13 protein-coding genes and 1 pseudogene are annotated in these 18,509 nt (G+C 68.9%); 8 read left to right on the top strand and 6 right to left on the bottom strand.

Annotated elements, in window-relative coordinates:
* The first annotated feature begins 69 nt into the window (after positions 1-69).
* Both AC07FK_RS23770 and AC07FK_RS23765 read left to right on the top strand, forming a co-directional pair.
* A complete protein-coding gene (locus AC07FK_RS23770) occupies positions 70-1,002 on the top strand; it encodes a hypothetical protein (RefSeq protein WP_479106928.1) in 933 nt (310 codons plus the stop codon).
* 555 nt (positions 1,003-1,557) lie between these two features.
* On the top strand, positions 1,558-2,295 hold the full coding sequence (locus AC07FK_RS23765) for a S1 family peptidase (RefSeq protein ID WP_479106927.1): 738 nt from the start codon (positions 1,558-1,560) through the stop codon (positions 2,293-2,295).
* 158 nt (positions 2,296-2,453) lie between these two features.
* Here AC07FK_RS23765 and AC07FK_RS23760 read toward each other — a convergent pair whose 3' ends face one another.
* Entirely contained in the window at positions 2,454-3,062 is a 609-nt protein-coding gene (locus AC07FK_RS23760; protein WP_479106926.1) for a TetR/AcrR family transcriptional regulator, read from the bottom strand.
* A gap of 142 nt (positions 3,063-3,204) precedes the next feature.
* Between AC07FK_RS23760 and AC07FK_RS23755 the strand changes: the two genes are divergently transcribed.
* The 4 genes from AC07FK_RS23755 to AC07FK_RS23740 all read left to right on the top strand — a co-directional run bounded on the left by AC07FK_RS23755 (position 3,205) and on the right by AC07FK_RS23740 (position 8,256).
* On the top strand, positions 3,205-4,011 hold the full coding sequence (locus AC07FK_RS23755; RefSeq protein ID WP_479106925.1) for an alpha/beta fold hydrolase: 807 nt from the start codon (positions 3,205-3,207) through the stop codon (positions 4,009-4,011).
* An 82-nt stretch (positions 4,012-4,093) separates the two neighbouring features.
* Positions 4,094-4,306, top strand: coding sequence for a DUF4287 domain-containing protein (locus AC07FK_RS23750; RefSeq protein ID WP_479106924.1), 213 nt, complete (start codon positions 4,094-4,096; stop codon positions 4,304-4,306).
* A gap of 1,128 nt (positions 4,307-5,434) precedes the next feature.
* On the top strand, positions 5,435-7,183 hold the full coding sequence (locus AC07FK_RS23745) for a SpoIIE family protein phosphatase (RefSeq protein WP_479106923.1): 1,749 nt from the start codon (positions 5,435-5,437) through the stop codon (positions 7,181-7,183).
* Positions 7,184-7,752: 569 nt separating this feature from the next.
* Positions 7,753-8,256 (top strand): nucleoside deaminase, encoded by a 504-nt coding sequence (locus tag AC07FK_RS23740; protein WP_479106922.1) that lies wholly within the window; start codon positions 7,753-7,755, stop codon positions 8,254-8,256.
* Between the two features lie 116 nt (positions 8,257-8,372).
* Here the strand turns inward: AC07FK_RS23740 and xdhC are convergent, their stop codons facing one another.
* The 4 genes from xdhC to cpt form a co-directional block, all read right to left on the bottom strand.
* A complete protein-coding gene (xdhC, locus tag AC07FK_RS23735; RefSeq protein WP_479106986.1) occupies positions 8,373-9,182 on the bottom strand; it encodes a xanthine dehydrogenase accessory protein XdhC in 810 nt (269 codons plus the stop codon).
* A gap of 1 nt (position 9,183) precedes the next feature.
* Complete coding sequence (xdhB, locus tag AC07FK_RS23730) at positions 9,184-11,631, bottom strand: xanthine dehydrogenase molybdopterin binding subunit (protein WP_479106921.1); 2,448 nt, start codon at positions 11,629-11,631, stop codon at positions 9,184-9,186.
* Positions 11,628-13,109 (bottom strand): xanthine dehydrogenase small subunit, encoded by a 1,482-nt coding sequence (locus AC07FK_RS23725; RefSeq protein ID WP_479106985.1) that lies wholly within the window; start codon positions 13,107-13,109, stop codon positions 11,628-11,630. Before AC07FK_RS23725 ends, xdhB begins: the two co-directional genes overlap by 4 nt.
* Positions 13,110-13,769: 660 nt before the next feature.
* Positions 13,770-14,300, bottom strand: a complete 531-nt coding sequence (gene cpt, locus AC07FK_RS23720; RefSeq protein ID WP_479106920.1) for a chloramphenicol phosphotransferase CPT — start codon at positions 14,298-14,300, stop codon at positions 13,770-13,772.
* Positions 14,301-14,769: 469 nt separating this feature from the next.
* Between cpt and AC07FK_RS23715 the strand changes: the two are divergent.
* Positions 14,770-15,042: pseudogene (locus AC07FK_RS23715) on the top strand (alpha/beta fold hydrolase); the annotation flags it as partial.
* Positions 15,043-15,050: 8 nt separating this feature from the next.
* A complete protein-coding gene (locus AC07FK_RS23710; protein WP_479106919.1) occupies positions 15,051-16,316 on the top strand; it encodes a PP2C family protein-serine/threonine phosphatase in 1,266 nt (421 codons plus the stop codon).
* A gap of 72 nt (positions 16,317-16,388) precedes the next feature.
* On the opposite strand, the gene AC07FK_RS23705 is transcribed toward AC07FK_RS23710, so the two are convergent.
* Positions 16,389-18,443, bottom strand: a complete 2,055-nt coding sequence (locus AC07FK_RS23705) for a pectinesterase family protein (protein ID WP_479106918.1) — start codon at positions 18,441-18,443, stop codon at positions 16,389-16,391.
* Positions 18,444-18,509: the final 66 nt, after the last annotated feature.

Below are 18,509 nucleotides of genomic sequence, written 5' to 3'. Positions count from 1 at the left end.
GTGGATCGTGCCGGCCCGGCCGATGGTTGGTGTGGGAGGCCCCCCACAGCAACCGTCTACGCTCTCGGGATGCAGCGCAGCGATGTCACGCGGGACGACGGCACGTGGGTGGGCCTGTCCCTGGACGTACAGGACCGCCACCAACCGGGGCTGTGTGTCTTCAGTGCCGGGCCGAGGCTCTTGGTCTCCCGGCTGTCGCGGCCCGTGCTGCTCGCCGTCGTCGACGAGCACCTGGAGGGCGTCGACTTCTGGCGCACCGACGAGTACCGCTCCTTTGTTCCGCCGCTGCGCGCGGACGTGGCACGCACTCTGGCGGGCAGCCCTGAACGGTGGGCTCACCGCTTCGCGCAGTACCTCATCGCTGCGTCGGACAGCCCGCTGCACGAGGGTCGATGGCTGCTCTCGTGCGAGAGTCCGCTGCTGCGCTGGCGCCACGCCGGCACTTCGCATGCCGAGTACTGGAGTTCCATGCTCGTCGACGGCCAGCCGGACGGGCACATCGACTGGTTCGTCCACTCTCATTCCTGGGAGGTCCTGCCGCTGCGCCCGATGCCCGGTCCCGGCGACAGCCGGGTCAAGGCGTACCGTAAGCAGGCCCGTGAAGGGACGCTCCCGCCCGTTCTGTTGTGGTGGGTCAGTGGCCTGGACTGCCATCTGATCCTGGACGGTCACGCGCGGCTGGCCGCGGCGATCGCCGAGTCCGTGGAGCCTCCGCTACTGCAGTTGCACCGCACGGTGCCGCGCGACGACCTGGCCGCGCGCACCGATGAGGCCGTGAGCTTCTACGCGTACGAACTGGCACGCTTCGCCGAACTCCGCGCCGCCCATGGCCCCACCGTCCCGGACGGCGCCGCCACCGCCGGCCCGCAGCTCGTCCGCCTCCTCCACGACCTGAACACCGCGGAACAGCCGACCTGGGCCTGGCCCCTGCCCGGCGGGGAGAGCCAGTGGCGGCGCATCGCACACGGGGTGACCGCCGAGCAGGACTGGCCCGGTAGCTGAGCGCTGTCGCACCCCTACCACCGGCCGTCATGTCCGGACGTACCGCCGCCAGTTGCCCGCCGTACCGCCAGGGGCACACAGGCGCGAACCACCACGAGGGCCGTGGGCAACCGGCCTGGGGCCGACCCTGGAATCTTCGGCGACCGGCGCTGAATACCGCAGAATCTGGCCTGTGCATTCCTGAACACGCATATCTACGCGGATAGTTGGCCTGGCAACCGTCGGGATTCCGCTGGCGACCAGAGGCCCGTTGATCGCGCCCATGACGTCGAGCCGTTCTGGTCGGCAGGCAAAGCCCGATTGTCGCCATTCGGCGTGAGAACGTCCGTTGAACAGGGCAAATGCCTCTGAATCGTCGACTCGGCGGGCTGGTTGGCGAACTTTCGCAACCCAACCCCTTGTGGGATTGAGGGCTCGTCTGCCACATTCGCCACAGCCGAAATGGCATGCACGTGACAGGCTCACCCCGGCCTGTGCGTGCGCAATTACCGCATACCTATGCGGACATGTGGTCCTCACCGAGGACGTTCCACCCCCCACACAATGGAGACGAACGTGCGAATAGCCAGACTGCTCCCTGCCCTCGCGATCGCCGCCCTTTCCGTATTAGGGCTGGCTCCCAGCGCTGCGGCGCAGGCATCGCCGCCCCCCAGCACCCCCGCAGTTGCCCCCGGCACCGAGGCCCAGCCGATCATCGGCGGCGGATACGCCGGCAACGCCCCCTGGGCTGCCCGCCTCTTCTCCAACGGCCGGCAGACCTGCAGCGCATCGATCGTCGCTCCCACCTGGATCCTCACGGCGAAGCACTGTGTCGGTGGCGGCGGACTGTCGTTCCGCATCGGCAGCCTCGACCAGACCACCGGCGGGACCGTGGCCAACGGGACCAGCGTGTACAACCACGCGTCCTCGGACCTGTCCCTGGTCAGGCTCGACCGTTCCGTCTCCGGTACCTACGCCCGCCTGGGCCAGCCGGGCTCCGTGTCGGTGAACCAGACGGTGCAGGTGTACGGCTGGGGCGCGACGTACCAGTGCGGCTCGGAAGCCAACTGCCAGTCCCAGTACCTCAAGGTCGCCGACGTGGTCGTGACCGGCGGTTGCCGTGACGCGTACAACGGCTCCGCCATCTGCGCCCGCCGAGGCAACGGCATCACGGCGGGCGGCGACTCGGGCGGCCCCATGATGGCCAACGGTGTGCAGGTGGGTGTCGCCTCCACGAGTGACCGCCAGACCACCACCGCGTACACGAACGTGACGGCGTACCGCTCCTGGATCCAGAGCATCGCCGGCGTCTGACGCGACACAGACCGGCTCGGCGCCCCCCGGCGCCACGCAACACGGCCCTCCACCGCGCCGCGGTGGAGGGCTCCGCGCGTCCACACCACCGAGTCGGTCGACGTCCGCCGCCGCCGTTCACCCCGTGCGGGTCAGGCGCGACTGCTGGAGGGCTCGGGTCAGGCGTACGCGGCGAGGAAGGCGCGGATGCCGCCTTCGGCGTAGCGGTTGAGGTCGGCCTCGCTGTGCCGGGGGCCACCGTGGAACATGGCCTGGTTCACAGGGATCCACAGCAGCAGTCCGGCGAAGTGGTGAGCGGCCAGCATCGGGTCGTCGGTCTTGAGCAGTCCCTTGTCGGTGAGGCGCTGGAAGGTGGCCGCCAGGGTCGCCAGCACCCGTTCGAAGCCTTGCTCGTACCAGGCAGCGCCCAGCTCGGGGAAGGCGTCGGCGTTGGCGATGATGAGGCGTCGCAGCTGGATCACCTGAGACTGAGTGAGAGCTGTAAGGAACTGGCGGGCGAGGCCGGTCAGGTTCTCGTCGAGGGCATCGGCGTCCGCGGGGATGTCGGCCACCAGGTCCACCATGGCGTCGATGCGGTCGGTCGTGGCGAGCACGATCTCGGCGAACAGCTTCTCCTTGTCCGCGAAGTGCTTGTAGACGGTCTGCTTGGACACCGCGGCCAGCTTCGCGATGTCGTCCATGCTGGTACCCGCGTAGCCCTTGCTGAGGAACACGGTGGTCGCCGCGTCCAGGATCGCCTGGTGCTTGCGCGCTGACCGGCTGTCCATCATCGGCTTCCTCTCGCTGTTCCATCCGCTGTCGCCCCCCGCCGAGGATAGTACTGGACTGACCAGTACCCATATGGGTACTGTACCGTCCAGTTCCGAAGTCAGGGCTGTCGCCCGCGCTGCGCATCAATGGGGGTTCCGCATGGATCAGGTAGTCTCCGCCGACGGCACGGTCATCGCTTTCGAACGTCAGGGCTCGGGCCCTGAAGTGGTGCTCGTCGGGGGCGCGTTCATGACGCGCGGCGATTGCGCCGAACTCGCCGGCCTGCTGGCCGAGCGCTTCGCAGTGATCACGTACGACCGCCGGGGCCGCGGCGACAGCGGGGACAGTCCTGCCTACGACGTGCGACGCGAGATCGAGGACCTCGACGCGCTGATCGACGGCCCGGGCGGCGGAACAGCCATGGTCTTCGGCATGTCCTCGGGGGCCGTCCTCGCACTGGAGGCCACTGCCCGCGGCAGCGCCGTGTCGCGCCTCGCGCTGTACGAGCCGCCGTTCGTCACCGACGACAGCCGGCCGCCGCTGCCCGCCGACTACGTGGAGCACCTGACCGCACTCGTGGGTCGCGAGGCGTACGGGGATGCCGTCGCCTACTTCATGACGGCGGCGGTCGGCCTGCCCGACGAGGTCGTCGCGGGCATGCGGCAGGCCCCGTTCTGGGCGGGCATGGAAGGCGTCGCGCGCACCCTGCCCTACGACGGCCGGATCATGGGCGACACCATGTCCGGGCGCCCACTGCCGGTCGAGCGATGGACGCCCGTGACCGTTCCCGTTCTGGTCGGCTGTGGAGACGCGGGCGCGCCGCACATGCTGACCGGCGCGCGGGAACTCGCCGCGGGGGGCGACAACTTCACCCTGCGCGTCTTCCCGGGGGAGGAGCACGCCATCGACGCGAAGGTCCTGGCTCCGGCCCTTGCCGACTTCTTCGCCGGGGAGCACGCGGGATGAGCGCCGGACTTTTTGACGGACTGGAACGTACGCGACAAGGCAGTGCAATCCAAGATCACGAGCAAGGAAATGAGGTAGCGGTATGACCGCACCGGTGAAGGGGCCCGCCAGCTATTTCCCCGCCATTGAAAAGAAGTACGGCCGTCCCATCGCGGAGTGGAAGGAGATCATCCGCGCGTCACACCTGACCAGGCACATGGAGCTCGTGGCCTGGCTCAAGGCCGAGCATGGTCTGGGCCACGGGCACGCCAACGCTCTCGTCGCTCACTCACTGGCCGAAGACGGCGCCCGATGAGCCGCCGATCTGCTTCATCGCGCGCAGTTTTCGCCAGGCACCTCTCGGGCGCCGCGCCGGCCGAGAGGCGCTGCATGCCCGCCCGCGACCGGTGACTCGGCCGGCTTTCAGCCGTACTTCCGAGCCACCGGCGGCGGCAGGCCGCGCACGTGGCCCCCGCCTCCGCCCCGCGCAAGGTGACCCGCGGAACCTGCCGGCCACACCCGGGCATACGTCATCCCCACCGCTCTGCCGACGACACCCAGCCGGATCAGGACGAACCCCCACCGGGGCTACGGCAACACGGTACCGAGCCTAATCCGTAACGAAACGGCTTGGGCCGGGTCAGGCCACATGCGGGGAGCCGAAAGCCGTCCGCGACGACGGCCGGCAACGTCGGACGGGCCGGTCCCGGGCGCCACGCCGACGAGCGGGAATGAGCATTCGACGGCACGGAGGGCTGCGGCCGCCCGCAGCCTGGGGGAGGGCGATGGCGAACAACGGCGAGAGCGTACGGAGACCCACGGGGCCAGCGGGACAAGGAGGGTCGGGAGCTCGCGCCGCATCCCCCCTCGCGGGCGCGCGGGCCCAGCAGCCGCCACTTGGATGACAGCCGTGGCGGGGGTTCTGATCATGCTCATGGTCGGCGGGCTGTTCACCCTGGTGCCGGACGCGCTGGCGGGCAACTGCGCGTATCGCTCGGCCCCGGAGCGCGGCCGGGGCGTCGCGCACGGATGCCTGCCGGACCGGAGTCCACGCCGTGGTCGAGAACGTTCGGTGCGTTGGCCGGTGCGCCCGGGACGTTTACGGAGACACCGCGGTAGGCCGTCGGTCGGGCGTGCGGCACCGACGGGGATGCAGCTCCGTCGGCTGGTGCCTCAGCCCGATCGCGCAGCACCGCGAGTCACACGGAGGATGCCTCCGGTTGCGCCCTTCGCCTCGCCACTCGAGCAGGGCGCACAAGGGATACTGTTGCTGGCCATGCGAAGGCGATCTTGCGCTGAGCGGCATCCGGGAAGAGAGCATGCGAGCGGTCACGATGTGTATGAAGGAGGTGCCATCCGGCCGGCCCCGGCATGCGACTCCCAGAATCGGGCACCGCATCTGGCATATGCGAAATGATGCGGCCGAGGGATTGAGGTGCGGGCGATGAGCGGTTCCTACCAGCCGCCGGAGGCCGGCAAGCGCCTACAGGCGATGCAGCGCCTCTTGGGTGACGCATTGGATCGCCTTGGACTCGGAGCGTACGCGGTCGACGCCGACGGGCTCATCGTCGCGGTGAACGCTCAGGCCGAGGTGCTCCTCGACCGGGGTGCAGACAGCCTCCTCGGTCAGGACGCGCACGATCTCCTGCACCGGGACGCCCACGGGATGCCCCTGCCGCGCAGCCGGTGTCCGATGATGGAGGCCTTCGTCGCCGGCCGGGCACGGCAGGAGGATCTGGGCTACTTCGAGCGCGGGAACGGGGCCCTGCTGGCCATGTCCTGGCTGCTCGCGCCCTTCCGTTTCACACCCCGCGAAGTCGGCGCTCTGGTGACGTTCCACGAGTACGACCGATCAGGCGCGCATCTGCCCGTGCCGGCCATCGAGGCGGAGCTGCTGCCGGAGCTGGAGCGACTGGCGCTGCTGGCCGAGACCACCACTCAGCTGACCGCCACCCTGGACGTCGACGAGGCGCTGGACCGGCTGGTGCGGCTGGTGGTCCCCCTGCTGGCGGACTGGGCGGTCATCGATCTGATCACCGACACCGACGAGGTGGTGCGCGCTGTCGTGGCCTGCGCCGAGGACGGCCGGATCGTACGCCGCGAGGACCTGCAAGGGGCCATGCCGCCAGTGCCGGCGGCCTCGCCGCTGCCGTTGTCCCGGGCCCTGCGCGGTGCCGGTTCCACACTGGCGACACCGCAGACGTACCAGGGCCCACCGGACTCCGGCATCGCCGTCGAACAGCGCAACCTCTTCGACACCACAGGCATCCACTCGGCCGTCATCGCACCCGTCCGGGGCCTTCGGGAGGTCCTCGGAGCACTCACCCTCGGCAGATCCACGCGGCCCGAGCCCTTCACCACCGCCGAAATCCCGCTGGTGGAGGACATCACACGCCGCGCCGGCCTGGCACTCGACAACGCCCGCCTCTACCAGCGCCAACGCAAAGTCGCCGAGACCATGCAGCGGCACCTGCTGCCACAGATGCCGCAGGTCCCCGGTCTTCAGATGACAGCCCGCTACCTGCCCGCGCCCCATGCCTCGCAGGTCGGCGGCGACTGGTACGACGCCTTCCACCTGCCCGACCGCGCCCTCGCCCTGGTCATCGGCGACGTCGTGGGACACGATCTCGATGCTGCGGCCGGCATGGCCCAGCTCCGCAACATCCTCCGCGCCTACGCCTGGTCCCAGCAAGAGCCGCCCGGTGTCATCGTCAGCCGCTTCGACCAAGCACTGCCGCACATCGCGGAAGTAGCCATGGCCACCATGATCCTCGGACGGCTGGAACCCACCGACGACGGCCAGTGGCAGCTGCAGTGGACCAACGCCGGCCACCCACCGCCCCTGCTGGTCACACACGACGGCCAGGCGCGCTACCTCACCGACGGTCACGGTCTTCTCCTCGGTGCTGAGGCCGGCATGCCCCGCGTTGACGCCACGTGCGTCCTGCCACCGCTGTCCACCCTCGTGCTCTACACCGACGGCCTGGTCGAATCGCCTCGGAACCCCATCGATCACGGGATGGAACGACTGCGCCGGCACGCCGCGTCCCTCGCCCACCGGCCCCTGGAGTCGTTCAGCAACCTGCTCATGGAACGAGCCCGCCCCACCGACAACGACGACGATGTGGCCGTACTCGCCGTGCGCCTCCCCGTGTCGGGACAGCCCGTCCCCAGCGTCGCGAGAACAGGCTGACCGTCGGCCTCCTGCGCCCAGTGCGCATCCCACAGTACGTGCGGTACCAACTGCCGTGTCCTGTTACGGTCGTTGAGGCAGAACGGTTCTTGTAGAAGTCTACGAAGAGGCGGCCTCAGCCAGCGGGGCTTTCAGGTCTTCCGCCCCTACCTGGCTCCGCTCGCTCTGCTGTGTACTCCTCACACAACGTGCAAAAAACACGGGGGAGTTGCATCTGTTGTGAGCGCACTACCACCACGTTCGAGGGGCGTCCGCGTCGTACCGGATCGCCTGGCCAAGACCTCGATCCTCCTGGCATCCCACCGTACGGGGGACAGTCCTTGTCCGACCCGGCGGTCGTGAATGCGATCCGCCATGCGACGGGGGTCGCACCCGAGCTGCGCCCCGATCTGAACCGGAGCCCATGGCCGGCGCCCGGCCGCATTGGACTCCGGAGGTGTCGCCTACCCGGCTGATCTCAAGTCGGCATACGCGAAACCCCACGTGTCGCCCCCGATCGTCGCCCGTCCGGAGTCCGGCCCGGGCAGAGCATTCGGGGGAGTCCTCACGTCTGTGACAAAGGAGTGAACATGACCGCGCACGCCCAGGAAACGAGCATTCAGGAGCTCGAGCGCACCTGGATGGACCAGGCCATCGGCCTGGCCACCAACAGCGTGCAGAACGGCGGAGGTCCGTTCGGCGCACTGATCATCAAGGATGGCGAGATCGTCGCGATCGGGAACAACCAGGTCACTTCACACCTGGACCCGACGGCGCACGGCGAGGTGAGCGCGCTCCGTGCCGCCTGCCAGAAGCTGGGCAGCTTCTCACTCGAGGGCTGCGTCCTGGTCACCTCGTGTGAGCCGTGCCCGATGTGTCTTTCCTCTGCGCTGTGGGCGCGAGTCGACCGGATCATCTTCGCCGCTGACAGAGATGACGCGTCAGTGGCCGGTTTCGACGACCGCAAGTTCTACGAGCTGTTCGAGAAGAAGCCCGCGGAGCTGTGGCCCATGGTGATCGAGCGAGTGGAAATGCCCAACCGGACGGCGCCGTTCGACGCCTGGCTGGCCAAGACCGACCGCATCGATTACTGACAACCGGGTTTGCCGCGCCCTGGCATCGAGCGAATCGAACCCGCCGGATCACCAGGGTGCCCCGCATCCGTGCGTTCGCACGAGCGCGGGGCACCCCGGTCGATCCGAGTGAAGCGTCAGTCTCCCTCGGTTTCGAAGGTGCGCAGCAGATCGGCGGCGACGCTCACGGCGATCGTCGCCGGTTCCTTGCCGGTGATGTCGGCCAGCCCGATAGGGGTCTTGATCCGTTCGATCGTGGCCTCGTCGTGCCCGCCCTCGACAGCGAGGCGCTTGCGGAACCGCACCCACTTGGCCGCGGACCCGATCAACCCGATGGAGCCGAGGTGTGATGTCCGCAAGGCGGCATCACACAGAGCGGCATCCTCGGCGTGATCATGGGTCATGATCAGGACATGGGTGCCGTGCGGCAACTCTTCCAGCACCTCCTCGGGCAGCAGCGGCGTGTGATGCACGTGCACCTGCGCCACCGCGTCCGCCAGCACCTCGAGCCGCTCCTTGGTGAGGAGGTCGGAGCGGGTGTCGATCAAGTGGAGGTCGAGGTCCTGACGTGCCAGGATGCGCGCCAGTTCCAGCCCGACGTGCCCGACGCCGAAGACCGCTACCGCCCGTACGACCGGCAGCGGTTCCAGCAGCACCGAGACCGTGCCACCGCAGCACTGCACGCCGTGCCGGTTCGTCACCTTGTCGTTCAAAGCGAAATCAATCAGCTCCGGCTCGGGCTTGGACGCGGCGAGCATCTCCCGGGCCCGGTCGATCGCGACGGCCTCGACATTGCCGCCGCCGACTGAGCCCCATGTCTCGGTCTGCCCCACGACGAGCTTCGCACCGGCATCGCGCGGGGCATGGCCGCGCACGGTCGCAACGGTGACCAGCACGCCGGACTCCCGGCGTGCTCGCAACCGCGCGACCGCGGCAACCCACGTCATGTCAGGCACCGTTCAACGCTATTGCGCCGGTCCGGATCCTGCCGTTGGCGCCGAGCCCGTTTCCGGTGTGGCCGCCGGCGGCAGATCCGGTACGGGCATGACCATTCCTGGCGGCATCGTCCTGGCGAGCCGCCTGGATCGCCCAGTACACCGCCTCCGGGGTAGCGGGCGAAGCCAGCTCGACGCTGGTCCCGCTCGCCCCGAACGCGGCGGCGGCCTGCCGCAACGCCTCCCGCACCGAGAACGCCAGCATCAGCGGAGGCTCACCCACCGCCTTGGACCCGAAGACCGCGCCCTCCTCGGTGGCGTTCTCCAGCAGCGTGACGTTGAACTCCTCGGGCATCTCCGAAAAGCTCGGCAGCTTGTAGGTGCTCGCGGCCTGGGTCAGCAACCGACCGCGGTTCGGCCCGTCAGTGGCGTCCCAGCGCATGTCCTCGAGCGTCAGCCAGCCCGCCCCCTGCACGAAGCCACCCTCGACCTGACCGATGTCGATCAGCGGGGACAGGCTGTCACCGACATCGTGCACGATGTCCACCCGCCGGATGCGGTACGCGCCGGTGAAGCCGTCCACCTCCACCTCGGCCGCGGCGGCGCCGTACGAGAAGTACTTGAACGGCGAGCCGCGGAACGTCTTCGCGTCCCAGTGCAGACCTTCGGTCCGGTAGAAACCGGCCGCCGACAACTGGACCCGCTGGAAGTACGCGGTGCGGACCAGGTCGTCCCAGGCCAGCTCCTTGTCGCTGCCCAGGGCGCGCGCGACCCCCTCGACGATGCGTACGTCCGAGGCGTTCGTGCCCAGCTGGGTGGCGGCCACCCGCAGCAGCCGCTCACGCAGCTGCTCGCAGGCGTTCTTCACCGCCGCACCGTTGAGGTCCGCCCCGGAACTGGCGGCGGTGGCCGAGGTGTTGGGCACCTTGTCGGTACGCGTCGGGGCCAGCCGCACCTTGTGCAGCGGGATGCCCAGCGAGGTCGCCGCCACCTGCAGCATCTTGGTGTGCAGGCCCTGGCCCATCTCGGTGCCGCCGTGGGTGATCAGGACGGAGCCGTCCTTGTAGATGAGCACCAGCGCGCCGCCCTGGTTGAAGGCGGTGAGGTTGAAAGAGATGCCGAACTTGATCCCGGTGATCGCGAGCGCCCGCTTGGTGTTCGGGTGTGCGGCATTGAAGGCCGCGATCTCGCGCTTGCGATCGGCGATGCCGGCGTCGGCCTGCACCTGCTGCCAGATGGTGGAGATCCGTTCGGCCTGGGTGACCGGCTGCCCGTACGGCGTGGTCTGGCCCTGCCCCGGCCGGTAGAAGTTGCGCTCCCGCAACTCCATCGGATCCAGGCCGAGGAGCGGCGCACACCGGCCCAGGACGTCCTCGATCACCAGCATGCCCTGGGGGCCGCCGAAGCCGCGGAAGGCGGTGTTGGAGACCTTGTTGGTCTTCGCGATGCGGCCGGTGACGCGGGCGTTGGGGATCCAGTAGGTGTTGTCGATGTGGCACAGCGCGCGTGCGACAACCGGCTCGGACAGGTCCAGGCTCCAGCCGCCGTCCGCGGTCAGGGTGGCGTCCAGGGCCTGGATGCGGCCGTCGGCGTCGAAGCCGATCTTCCAGGTGGCGTGGAATCCGTGCCGCTTCCCGGACATGGTCAGGTCCTGGGTGCGGTTGAGCCGTACCCGGACCGGCCGGCCGGTCAGCTTCGCGCCGAGCGCGGCGATGGCCGCGAAACCGTGGGGCTGCATCTCCTTGCCGCCGAAGCCGCCACCCATCCGCAGGCACTGCACAGTCACCTCGTGGCTGTGCAGGCCGAGCACGTGCGCGACGATCTCCTGTGTCTCCGAGGGGTGCTGGGTGCTGCTCTGGACGAACAGCTGCCCGTTCTCGTCGACAAGGGCCAGCGCCGCGTGCGTCTCGAGGTAGAAGTGCTCCTGGTCGGAGAACTGGAACTCGCCGGTGAACACGTGCGCGGAGTCGGCGAAGCCCGCGTCGACGTCGCCGGTCACCATCGCGGGCCGGGCGCCGTGGAAGCTTTCGGCCGCGATCGCGTCCTGCAGCGTGATGACGGAAGGCAGGTCGTCGAGCTCGACCTCGACGGCCGCCGCACCGAGCCGGGCCGCTTCAAGGGTCTCGCCCAGCACCCAGGCGACCGCGTGGCCGTGGAACATGACCTCGTCCGGGAACAGCGGCTCGTCGTGCTTCATACCGGCGTCGTTGACACCGGGCACGTCGGCGACGGTCAGCACGCGGACCACCCCGGGCACGGCGAGCGCGGGCTTGGTGCGCAGTGCGGTGATCCTGCCGTGGGCCTTCATGACCTGCACCGGGTAGGCGTGCAGCACGTCCTTGGTGCGGTGGATCAGGTCGTCGGTGTAGAGCGCGGTACCGGTGACGTGCAGGCCGGCGCTCTCGTGCGGCATGGAAAGGCCTACGGTGGGCATTTCGGGACGCTCGGACAGATGGCTCATGACGACACCGCCTCGGTGGTCTGGGCGTACAGCTTCAGCAGGCTCTGGCCGAGCATCGCGGAACGGTATCCGGCACTGGCGCGATGATCGTCCATCGGTGTGCCCTCGGCCTCCAGTACGGGGGCTGCGGCTTCGACGGTCTCCTTCGCCCACGACTTGCCCTCCAGGGCCGCCTCGGTGGCGAGGGCGCGGATCGGGGTGGCGGCCACGCCGCCCAGGCCGATGCGCGCCTTGCGGACGATTCCGTCCTCGATGTCGAGCGCGAAGGCGACTGCGACGCTGGAGATGTCGTCGAAGCGCCGCTTGGCGATCTTGTGGAAGGCTGCGGTCCGCGACAGGGGCAGTGGGATGCGCACCGAGCGGATCAGCTCGCCGGGACGGCGGACGCTCTGCCGGTAACCGGTGAAGTAGTCCGCCAGCGGGACCTGGCGCTCACCGTCGGCGTCGGCGAGCACCACAGATGCCTCCAGCGCGAGCAGCACCGGCGGGCTGTCACCGATGGGGGAGCCGGTACCGAGGTTGCCGCCGAGGGTCGCACCGTTGCGGATGAGCCGGGATGCGAACTGCGGGAACAGCTCGGCCAGCAACGGGACATCGCCGTCGAGGCGGCGTTCTATCTCGGTGAGTGTCAGCGCCGCGCCAATCTCGACGCAGTCGGATTCGACCCGCAGCTCCCGCAGTTCGGGCAGCCGGTCGATGGCGACCACACAATCCGCCCTGCGAGAGCGGATGTTCACTTCGACGCCCCAGTCGGTGGAACCGGCGACAACCACCGCGTCGGGCCGCTCGCGCAGCAACTCCAGCGTCTCGGCCAGAGTGCTCTTGCGCAGGAAGGCACTGTCGCCCTGGGTGTACTCGGTGGCAGCCGGTGCGGGCGGGGACTGCTCGCGACGCCGCGCCAGCGGATCCTCGTCGGTGGGTGCACCGACGGCGAACGCCGCATCGCGAATCGGACGATAACCGGTGCAGCGACAGAGGTTTCCGCTCAGCGCGTGCAGGTCGAAACCGTTCGGACCGTGCTCGGCGTCCGTGCTCTCGTCCGCGCCCGTGCTGTCGTCCGATGCCGCGTGGGCACAGCGGTTGGGCCGGTAGTACTCGGCGGCCATGCTGCAGACGAATCCCGGTGTGCAGTAACCGCATTGGGAGCCGCCGCGCACGGCCATCTCCTCCTGCACCGGGTGCAGGGTGGGCGGCTTGCCGGGTTCACCGGCGGTGGCGAGACCCTCGGAGGTGATGATCTCCTGACCGTCGAGTGCCGCGACCGGCACCAGGCAGGCGTTGACCGCCACCCAGTCGGTGGGCTTGTTCACCCCGGGACGGGCCACCAGGACCGAGCAGGCGCCGCACTCACCTTCGGCGCAGCCCTCCTTGGTTCCGGTGAGGCCACGCTCGCGCAGGAAATCCAGCGCTGTGGTGTGGGGCGCAGCCGGTGAAATGGGTGCTTCTTTCCCGTTGACCGTGATCCGCGCCGCTACCATGACGGACCTTCGTTTCGGTGCGCGATCGGTGAATTCATCATATTCGCCAATTTTCAGGCAGCTTTCTGTGTTCAGATGCGCCACGGGAGAGGTGCGGGCGCAGCAGGGCACGCAAGACAGGCGTGCCGGAAGGTGTTGACGGGAAACCCGGAATGCGCCACGAACGGGCACATCAGAACGGCGTGATCAGCAGCCGTGCGCGATCCGACCCGGAACCCAGGCAGTGCACTGGGCGAGGCGACCGAGATCAGAGCTGGTGTACATCCGCTGGTCGCCTCCTTCCGGTAGATATGGGTCGACGATTACCGCAAGTTAGTGGCTCGGGCCGCCGAGGTCAAGAGGTTGACCCCGGCCTCTCACGAACCGATCGGGGGGCAACCGCAGCCGGGTCGTACTGCCCGACTCATCCAGCCACTCTCCGCCGTCGCCGCGCTGGTCTGTGCCGTCGCGAACGACGCGTGGGTCACCTGATCATCACTCAGGTCTCCCTCAGAGGCCTGTCATCCGGGGACGGCACCCTCACCTTTCAAGCTCACAACCGATTCGATTGCGCCGTACCGCCACCGGTGGGCAGGACGACCCCTGGCCTCAGCACCCCGGGAAGAACCGCCTGACCGTCCCGGCGACGGGGGTCGAAGGGGCAGGCGGCCGTGCCGCCGGTCAGCTGACATGCGCGGCGATGGCCCGGGCGCACTCCATCGACTCGGCCTGCGAGGTGTCCACCTCCAGGTCGTAGACCACGCCTCGATGGACCAAGTCTGCCTGAGACGCCGCCATCCCGATGACCCGATTACCTCGTGCGACCTCCCGGCCCGCGGCGACGGCACTGTCACACCGGACGCCGACCCACAGCACCCGCAGCTCGCCCAAAGCCTTCAGCCATCGCTTCTGCGATTCCGCTCCACCGAGGAAGACCTCATCGACGATGACCCGGGCACCCGCACGGGCCATCGCGGCGACCCCCTCGAGCCAGGCCGCTTCCAACGTCCGGAACTCCGGCCCTACGCTCACCTGTCCGTTCGGAGCGAACTCGATCCCGGCATCCGCTGTCTGCATGGACGCCGGCATCGCCTCAACCAGTGTGTCGGTCCCGAGGGCCAGCCACGGATCCGGCAGGACTGCCTGCAGACACCGGGCGATCCCGGACTTCCCCGAGCTGGAACCACCGTTGAGAACGATCACGTCAGTCATCACCGCGCCACAGTAGAGGCACCGCGGCAACACTCGAAACGGCTTTCCGTGAATCCCGCACCGGCTGCCAGGTCATGGGCACCGACCGGCGCACACCGGCCTCGGTTCCCGGCAGACCGCTGGCGTCGGCGGGGCCGGTGGCGCGGGGGAGGGTGTCTTCGACCAGGCGGACCGTGGCAGGCCCGGATGGCAACCGCCTCCGCACCGGCCCGTGCTCGCCGACGTGGGATACGGCAGCAATCCCGTGCACCACCGGCTGACACCGGGCGGGTCATGCTCCCTGGCGGCCGGTGAGCCGACATGTCGCAGCGTTGATCATGAGTGCTCTCGCCAGGCCCTCCGTGTCTGCGAGGATGGCTTCATGGACGTGCTGAGCAGGAACCGGGTACGGGTGTCCGGCCGGCCGGGCGGACCGTCGGTGCTGCCGGCCCATGGGTTCGGGCGCGACCAGAACATGTGGCGCCCGGGCTTCTGCGCCACCGACCCGGACATCGCCCGGGTCTCCGCCCGTGTGACGTTCCTGTCCGACAACCGCGACGACCTGGCGAAGGTCGAGGTGGCCACCCTGGTGGCCGAGACCTCCAGTGACGCCATCGCCCCACCGGAGGCCGGCGCCTTCGTCCAGTCCCAGACCGAGGGCGGCCGGCTCGTCACCCTGGACGCCACCGGGCACTGCCCCCGGCTCAGTGCCGCCGAGGAGACCGCTGAGGCGATCGCCGCGTTCGCCGGGGCCCTGCGGTGATGTGCGAGATGGGCGGCGACCAGGGCGGCGACCCCCATGGTGAAGAGCGCGCGGACGACGACCAGACGTTCTCCGCACTGCTGGAGGACAGCACGGAGGACCTGTACGAGAACGCCCCGTGCGGGTACGTGTCCACCCTCCTGGACGGCCAGATCGCCAAGATCAACGCCACCCTGCTGGGCTGGCTGGGCTTCGAGCGGGACGACCTGGTGGGCCGCAAATCCTTCTCCGAGCTGCTCACCGTCGGCGGCCGGCTCTATTACGAGACCCACTTCGCCCCGCTGCTGCAGATGCAGGGCGAGATCAGCGGCATCGCACTGGAACTCGAGGCCGCCGACGGTTCGCGCCTGCCGGTCCTGGTGACCTCCACCGTCAAGACAGCCAGCGACGGGCAGCCGCTGCTCATCCGTACCACCGTCTTCGACGCCCGCGACCGCCGCGCCTACGAGACGGAGCTGCTGCGCGCCCGCAGGGAAGCCGACCAGGAACGCGACCGACTCCAGCGCCTGAACGCCACACTGCAGAGGACGCTGCTGCCGCCGGCGCTGGCGAACGTCCCGGGCCTGGACGTGGCCGCGCACTACCACATCGCCTCCGTCGACGAGGTCGGCGGCGACTTCTACGACCTCTTCCCCCTCACCGCGGGCACCTGGGGGCTGTTCCTCGGCGACGTCTGCGGCAAGGGCGCCGCCGCCGCGGCCGTCACCTCCCTGGCCCGCTACACCCTGCGCGCCGCCGCCGTCTACGACCCAGACCCGGCCGCCGTCCTCGCCAACCTCAACACGGTCCTGAACCACGAGTACCACGGCATTGATCCCCGCTTCTGCACCGTCATCTTCGGCCTGCTCACCCCTGACAACGAACAGGGCGGCTTCCGCATCGTCCTGGCCAGCGGAGGCCACCCTCCGGCCCTGCTGATGCGCGCGGACGGCACCGCAGACTACCTGCCCACGCCCGGCGGGCAGCTCATCGGCGTCCTGCCCGACCCCGACATCGCCACCGTCACCGTCCACCTCGCCCCCGGCGACACCCTGCTGCTGCACACCGACGGCCTGACCGAAGCGCACACCAGCGCGGGCGGCGAGGACCGGTACGGCGACGACGCCCTCCTCGGCTTCGGTCGCGCGCTGGCCCCCGCCACCGCATCGGCCACCATCGACGCGGTCCGCGACCTGCTCGACGCCTTCGGCACCGGCGTGGACGACGACACCGCCGTACTGGCAGTCCACGTGCGACCACCCGCCACTGATGAGCAGCCGCGACCCGGCACCTGACCTTCCGTCCCCGCCTCCGGCGCCGGGAGCCACTCGGTGACGTATCTCCCGGGCTCCACTCTCCACCACCGCTTACGGGGTCCAGTCGCCCAGCCAGTCCGAGACCTCCTGGGACGCGGCCTGGGCGTCCGTCAGATGAGGCCGCTCGCTGCTCTTCGGACCGGCGCCCGGACCGGTGTTCATGTACTCGGCGAAGCGGTCGTCCTTCCAGGAGAAACCGCCCATGTCGGTCCAGGGAGTGCGCTTGATCGCGGCGCTGAGGGTCGAGTTGCGGACGGTGGCCTGGGGGTCGGCCGTTGTGTCGCCACCGGGGTGCCAGTTCCGGCCGAGGTGGAACGAAGACGCGTCCACGTCACCGTTGACCGTGGAGCGGTTGATGAGGATGCCGTTGCGGCCCGCCGGTGTGCTGGGGGCGGTGATATAGCCGGCCGAGGTGCCGTTCCAGCGCTTCTTCAGGGTGATGACCGACCGGTCGATCACAGCGGTGGCGCGGCCGAAGATGAAGTCGACGTTGCCGACGATGTAGGAGTTGGTGACGTAGACGCGGCCGGGCTTGTCCTTCGCCGCCGTTTCCAGCTCCAGGGTGTCCTGGTCGCCGGTGACGATGAGCCCGTCCAGCACGATCTTGTCCGCCGTCGTGAGTAGGGCGACCGCCTGATGGCCGTTCACGGACTGGTTCGCGGCCTCGTCGAAGTCGTTCGAGACGGTGAGGTTGCGGAGCTGGGAATCGTCCGACCGGACGGCGGCCGTGGCGCTGCCCGGAGTGCCGTACGTGCCCGAGCCGTCCGGCTTCCGCATGCCGGCCGCGTTGCCGTACACGATCACCGTGTCCTTGCGGCTTGCGCCCGAGCCCTGGATGGTGACGTGCGGCTTGTTCGCCGGAACGTTCACCGTCTCGCGGTACGTACCCGGTTTCACGGAGATGACCACGCGGGAGGGATTCCCGGCGGGTACGGCGTCCACCGCGGCCTGCACTGTCCTGTACTGACCTGTGCCGTCCTTGGCGACCGTGAGGGTTTTGGCGGCGGCAGCGGTGGTCGCGGCCGCCGTACCGAGGGAGCCCCGTGGCCCGGCTCCGGACTTCACCAGCGCAGGAACCTTGCCGGCCGCGTCCAGGGTGTAGCCGTAATACTTCTTCGGATCGAAAGCCGAACCGCCGCCGTGCTCGTTGCGTCCGCTCGTGCCGGAGAAGATGCTGCCTCGCTGCACGAGAGCGGCAGTGGCGTCCCTGATCACGGGGTTGTTCATACCCTGGAAGTAGGAGTTCTCCAGCAGCATCCGCGTCTTGCCGCGTGCGTAGTTGCCGTAGGAGGACTTGATGGACGTGCCCGGGACGTCCTCCATGAAGTTGTTGTAGAGGTGCGCGTGGGCGGCGTTGTCCGTGGACGGGTTGCGCTGTTCGGTCTCACGGACCCAGTTGTGGTGAATCGTGATGTCGGTGACGACGTTCTGGGTCCATCCGATGCCGAAGGCCTTGTTGGCGTTGCTCAGCCTGTTCCAGGAGACCGTCACGTACGTGCTGTCCTTGCGGACGTCGATCAGTCCGTCAGCGGTGTGCCGCAGGTCGTTGTGGTCGATCCACACATGGTGGGCGCCGTCCATCTGGATGGCGTCGAAGTCGTGCTCCTTGTCGTTCCACACTCCCTGGTACGAGTCCCTGATCGTCAAGTTTCGGATGATCACGTTGTGAACGCCCTGACCGAGGAAGAAGCCGCCGCCGACGATGTGCCCCAGGGTCCCGGATCCGATGATCGTCTTGTCCGAAGCGACCCTGATCTCCTTGCCGACGGGGGACATGTTGATCGCGCCGGCGACGACTATGACGTACGGCTCCGGGGCAGTGGCGTACTTCTCGAGGTCGGCGAGCGTCTTGACGGTGACGGTCCTGCCGCCCCGACCGCCGTACGTACCGTTCTGCCCGAGAGCGTCGACCGAGGCGAACCCGTCGGCGGCGGCAACCGCCCAAGCCGGCGCCTCCGCCGCTGCGGCCCTCTCCTCTTCTCCCGGTCCCAGCCCGAACACGGACCCGTACGCCAGAACGCCGGAAGCGGCCAGCGCCAGTGGCACGCCGATTGCCAGGGCCCTTCGCGGTCTGCGATGACGGGCCGTACGGCGAGTCGAACTCATAAGGGATTCCGTTCTGTGAAGAGGGGGCGATCGATGCAGGGGTCGCCGCCGGAGGTCGAAAGGGTT

This window comes from Streptomyces sp. NPDC046122, from assembly GCF_056429965.1.
Note: the sequence above shows the minus strand (reverse complement) of the source record. Positions and strands in the feature narration are given on the sequence as shown.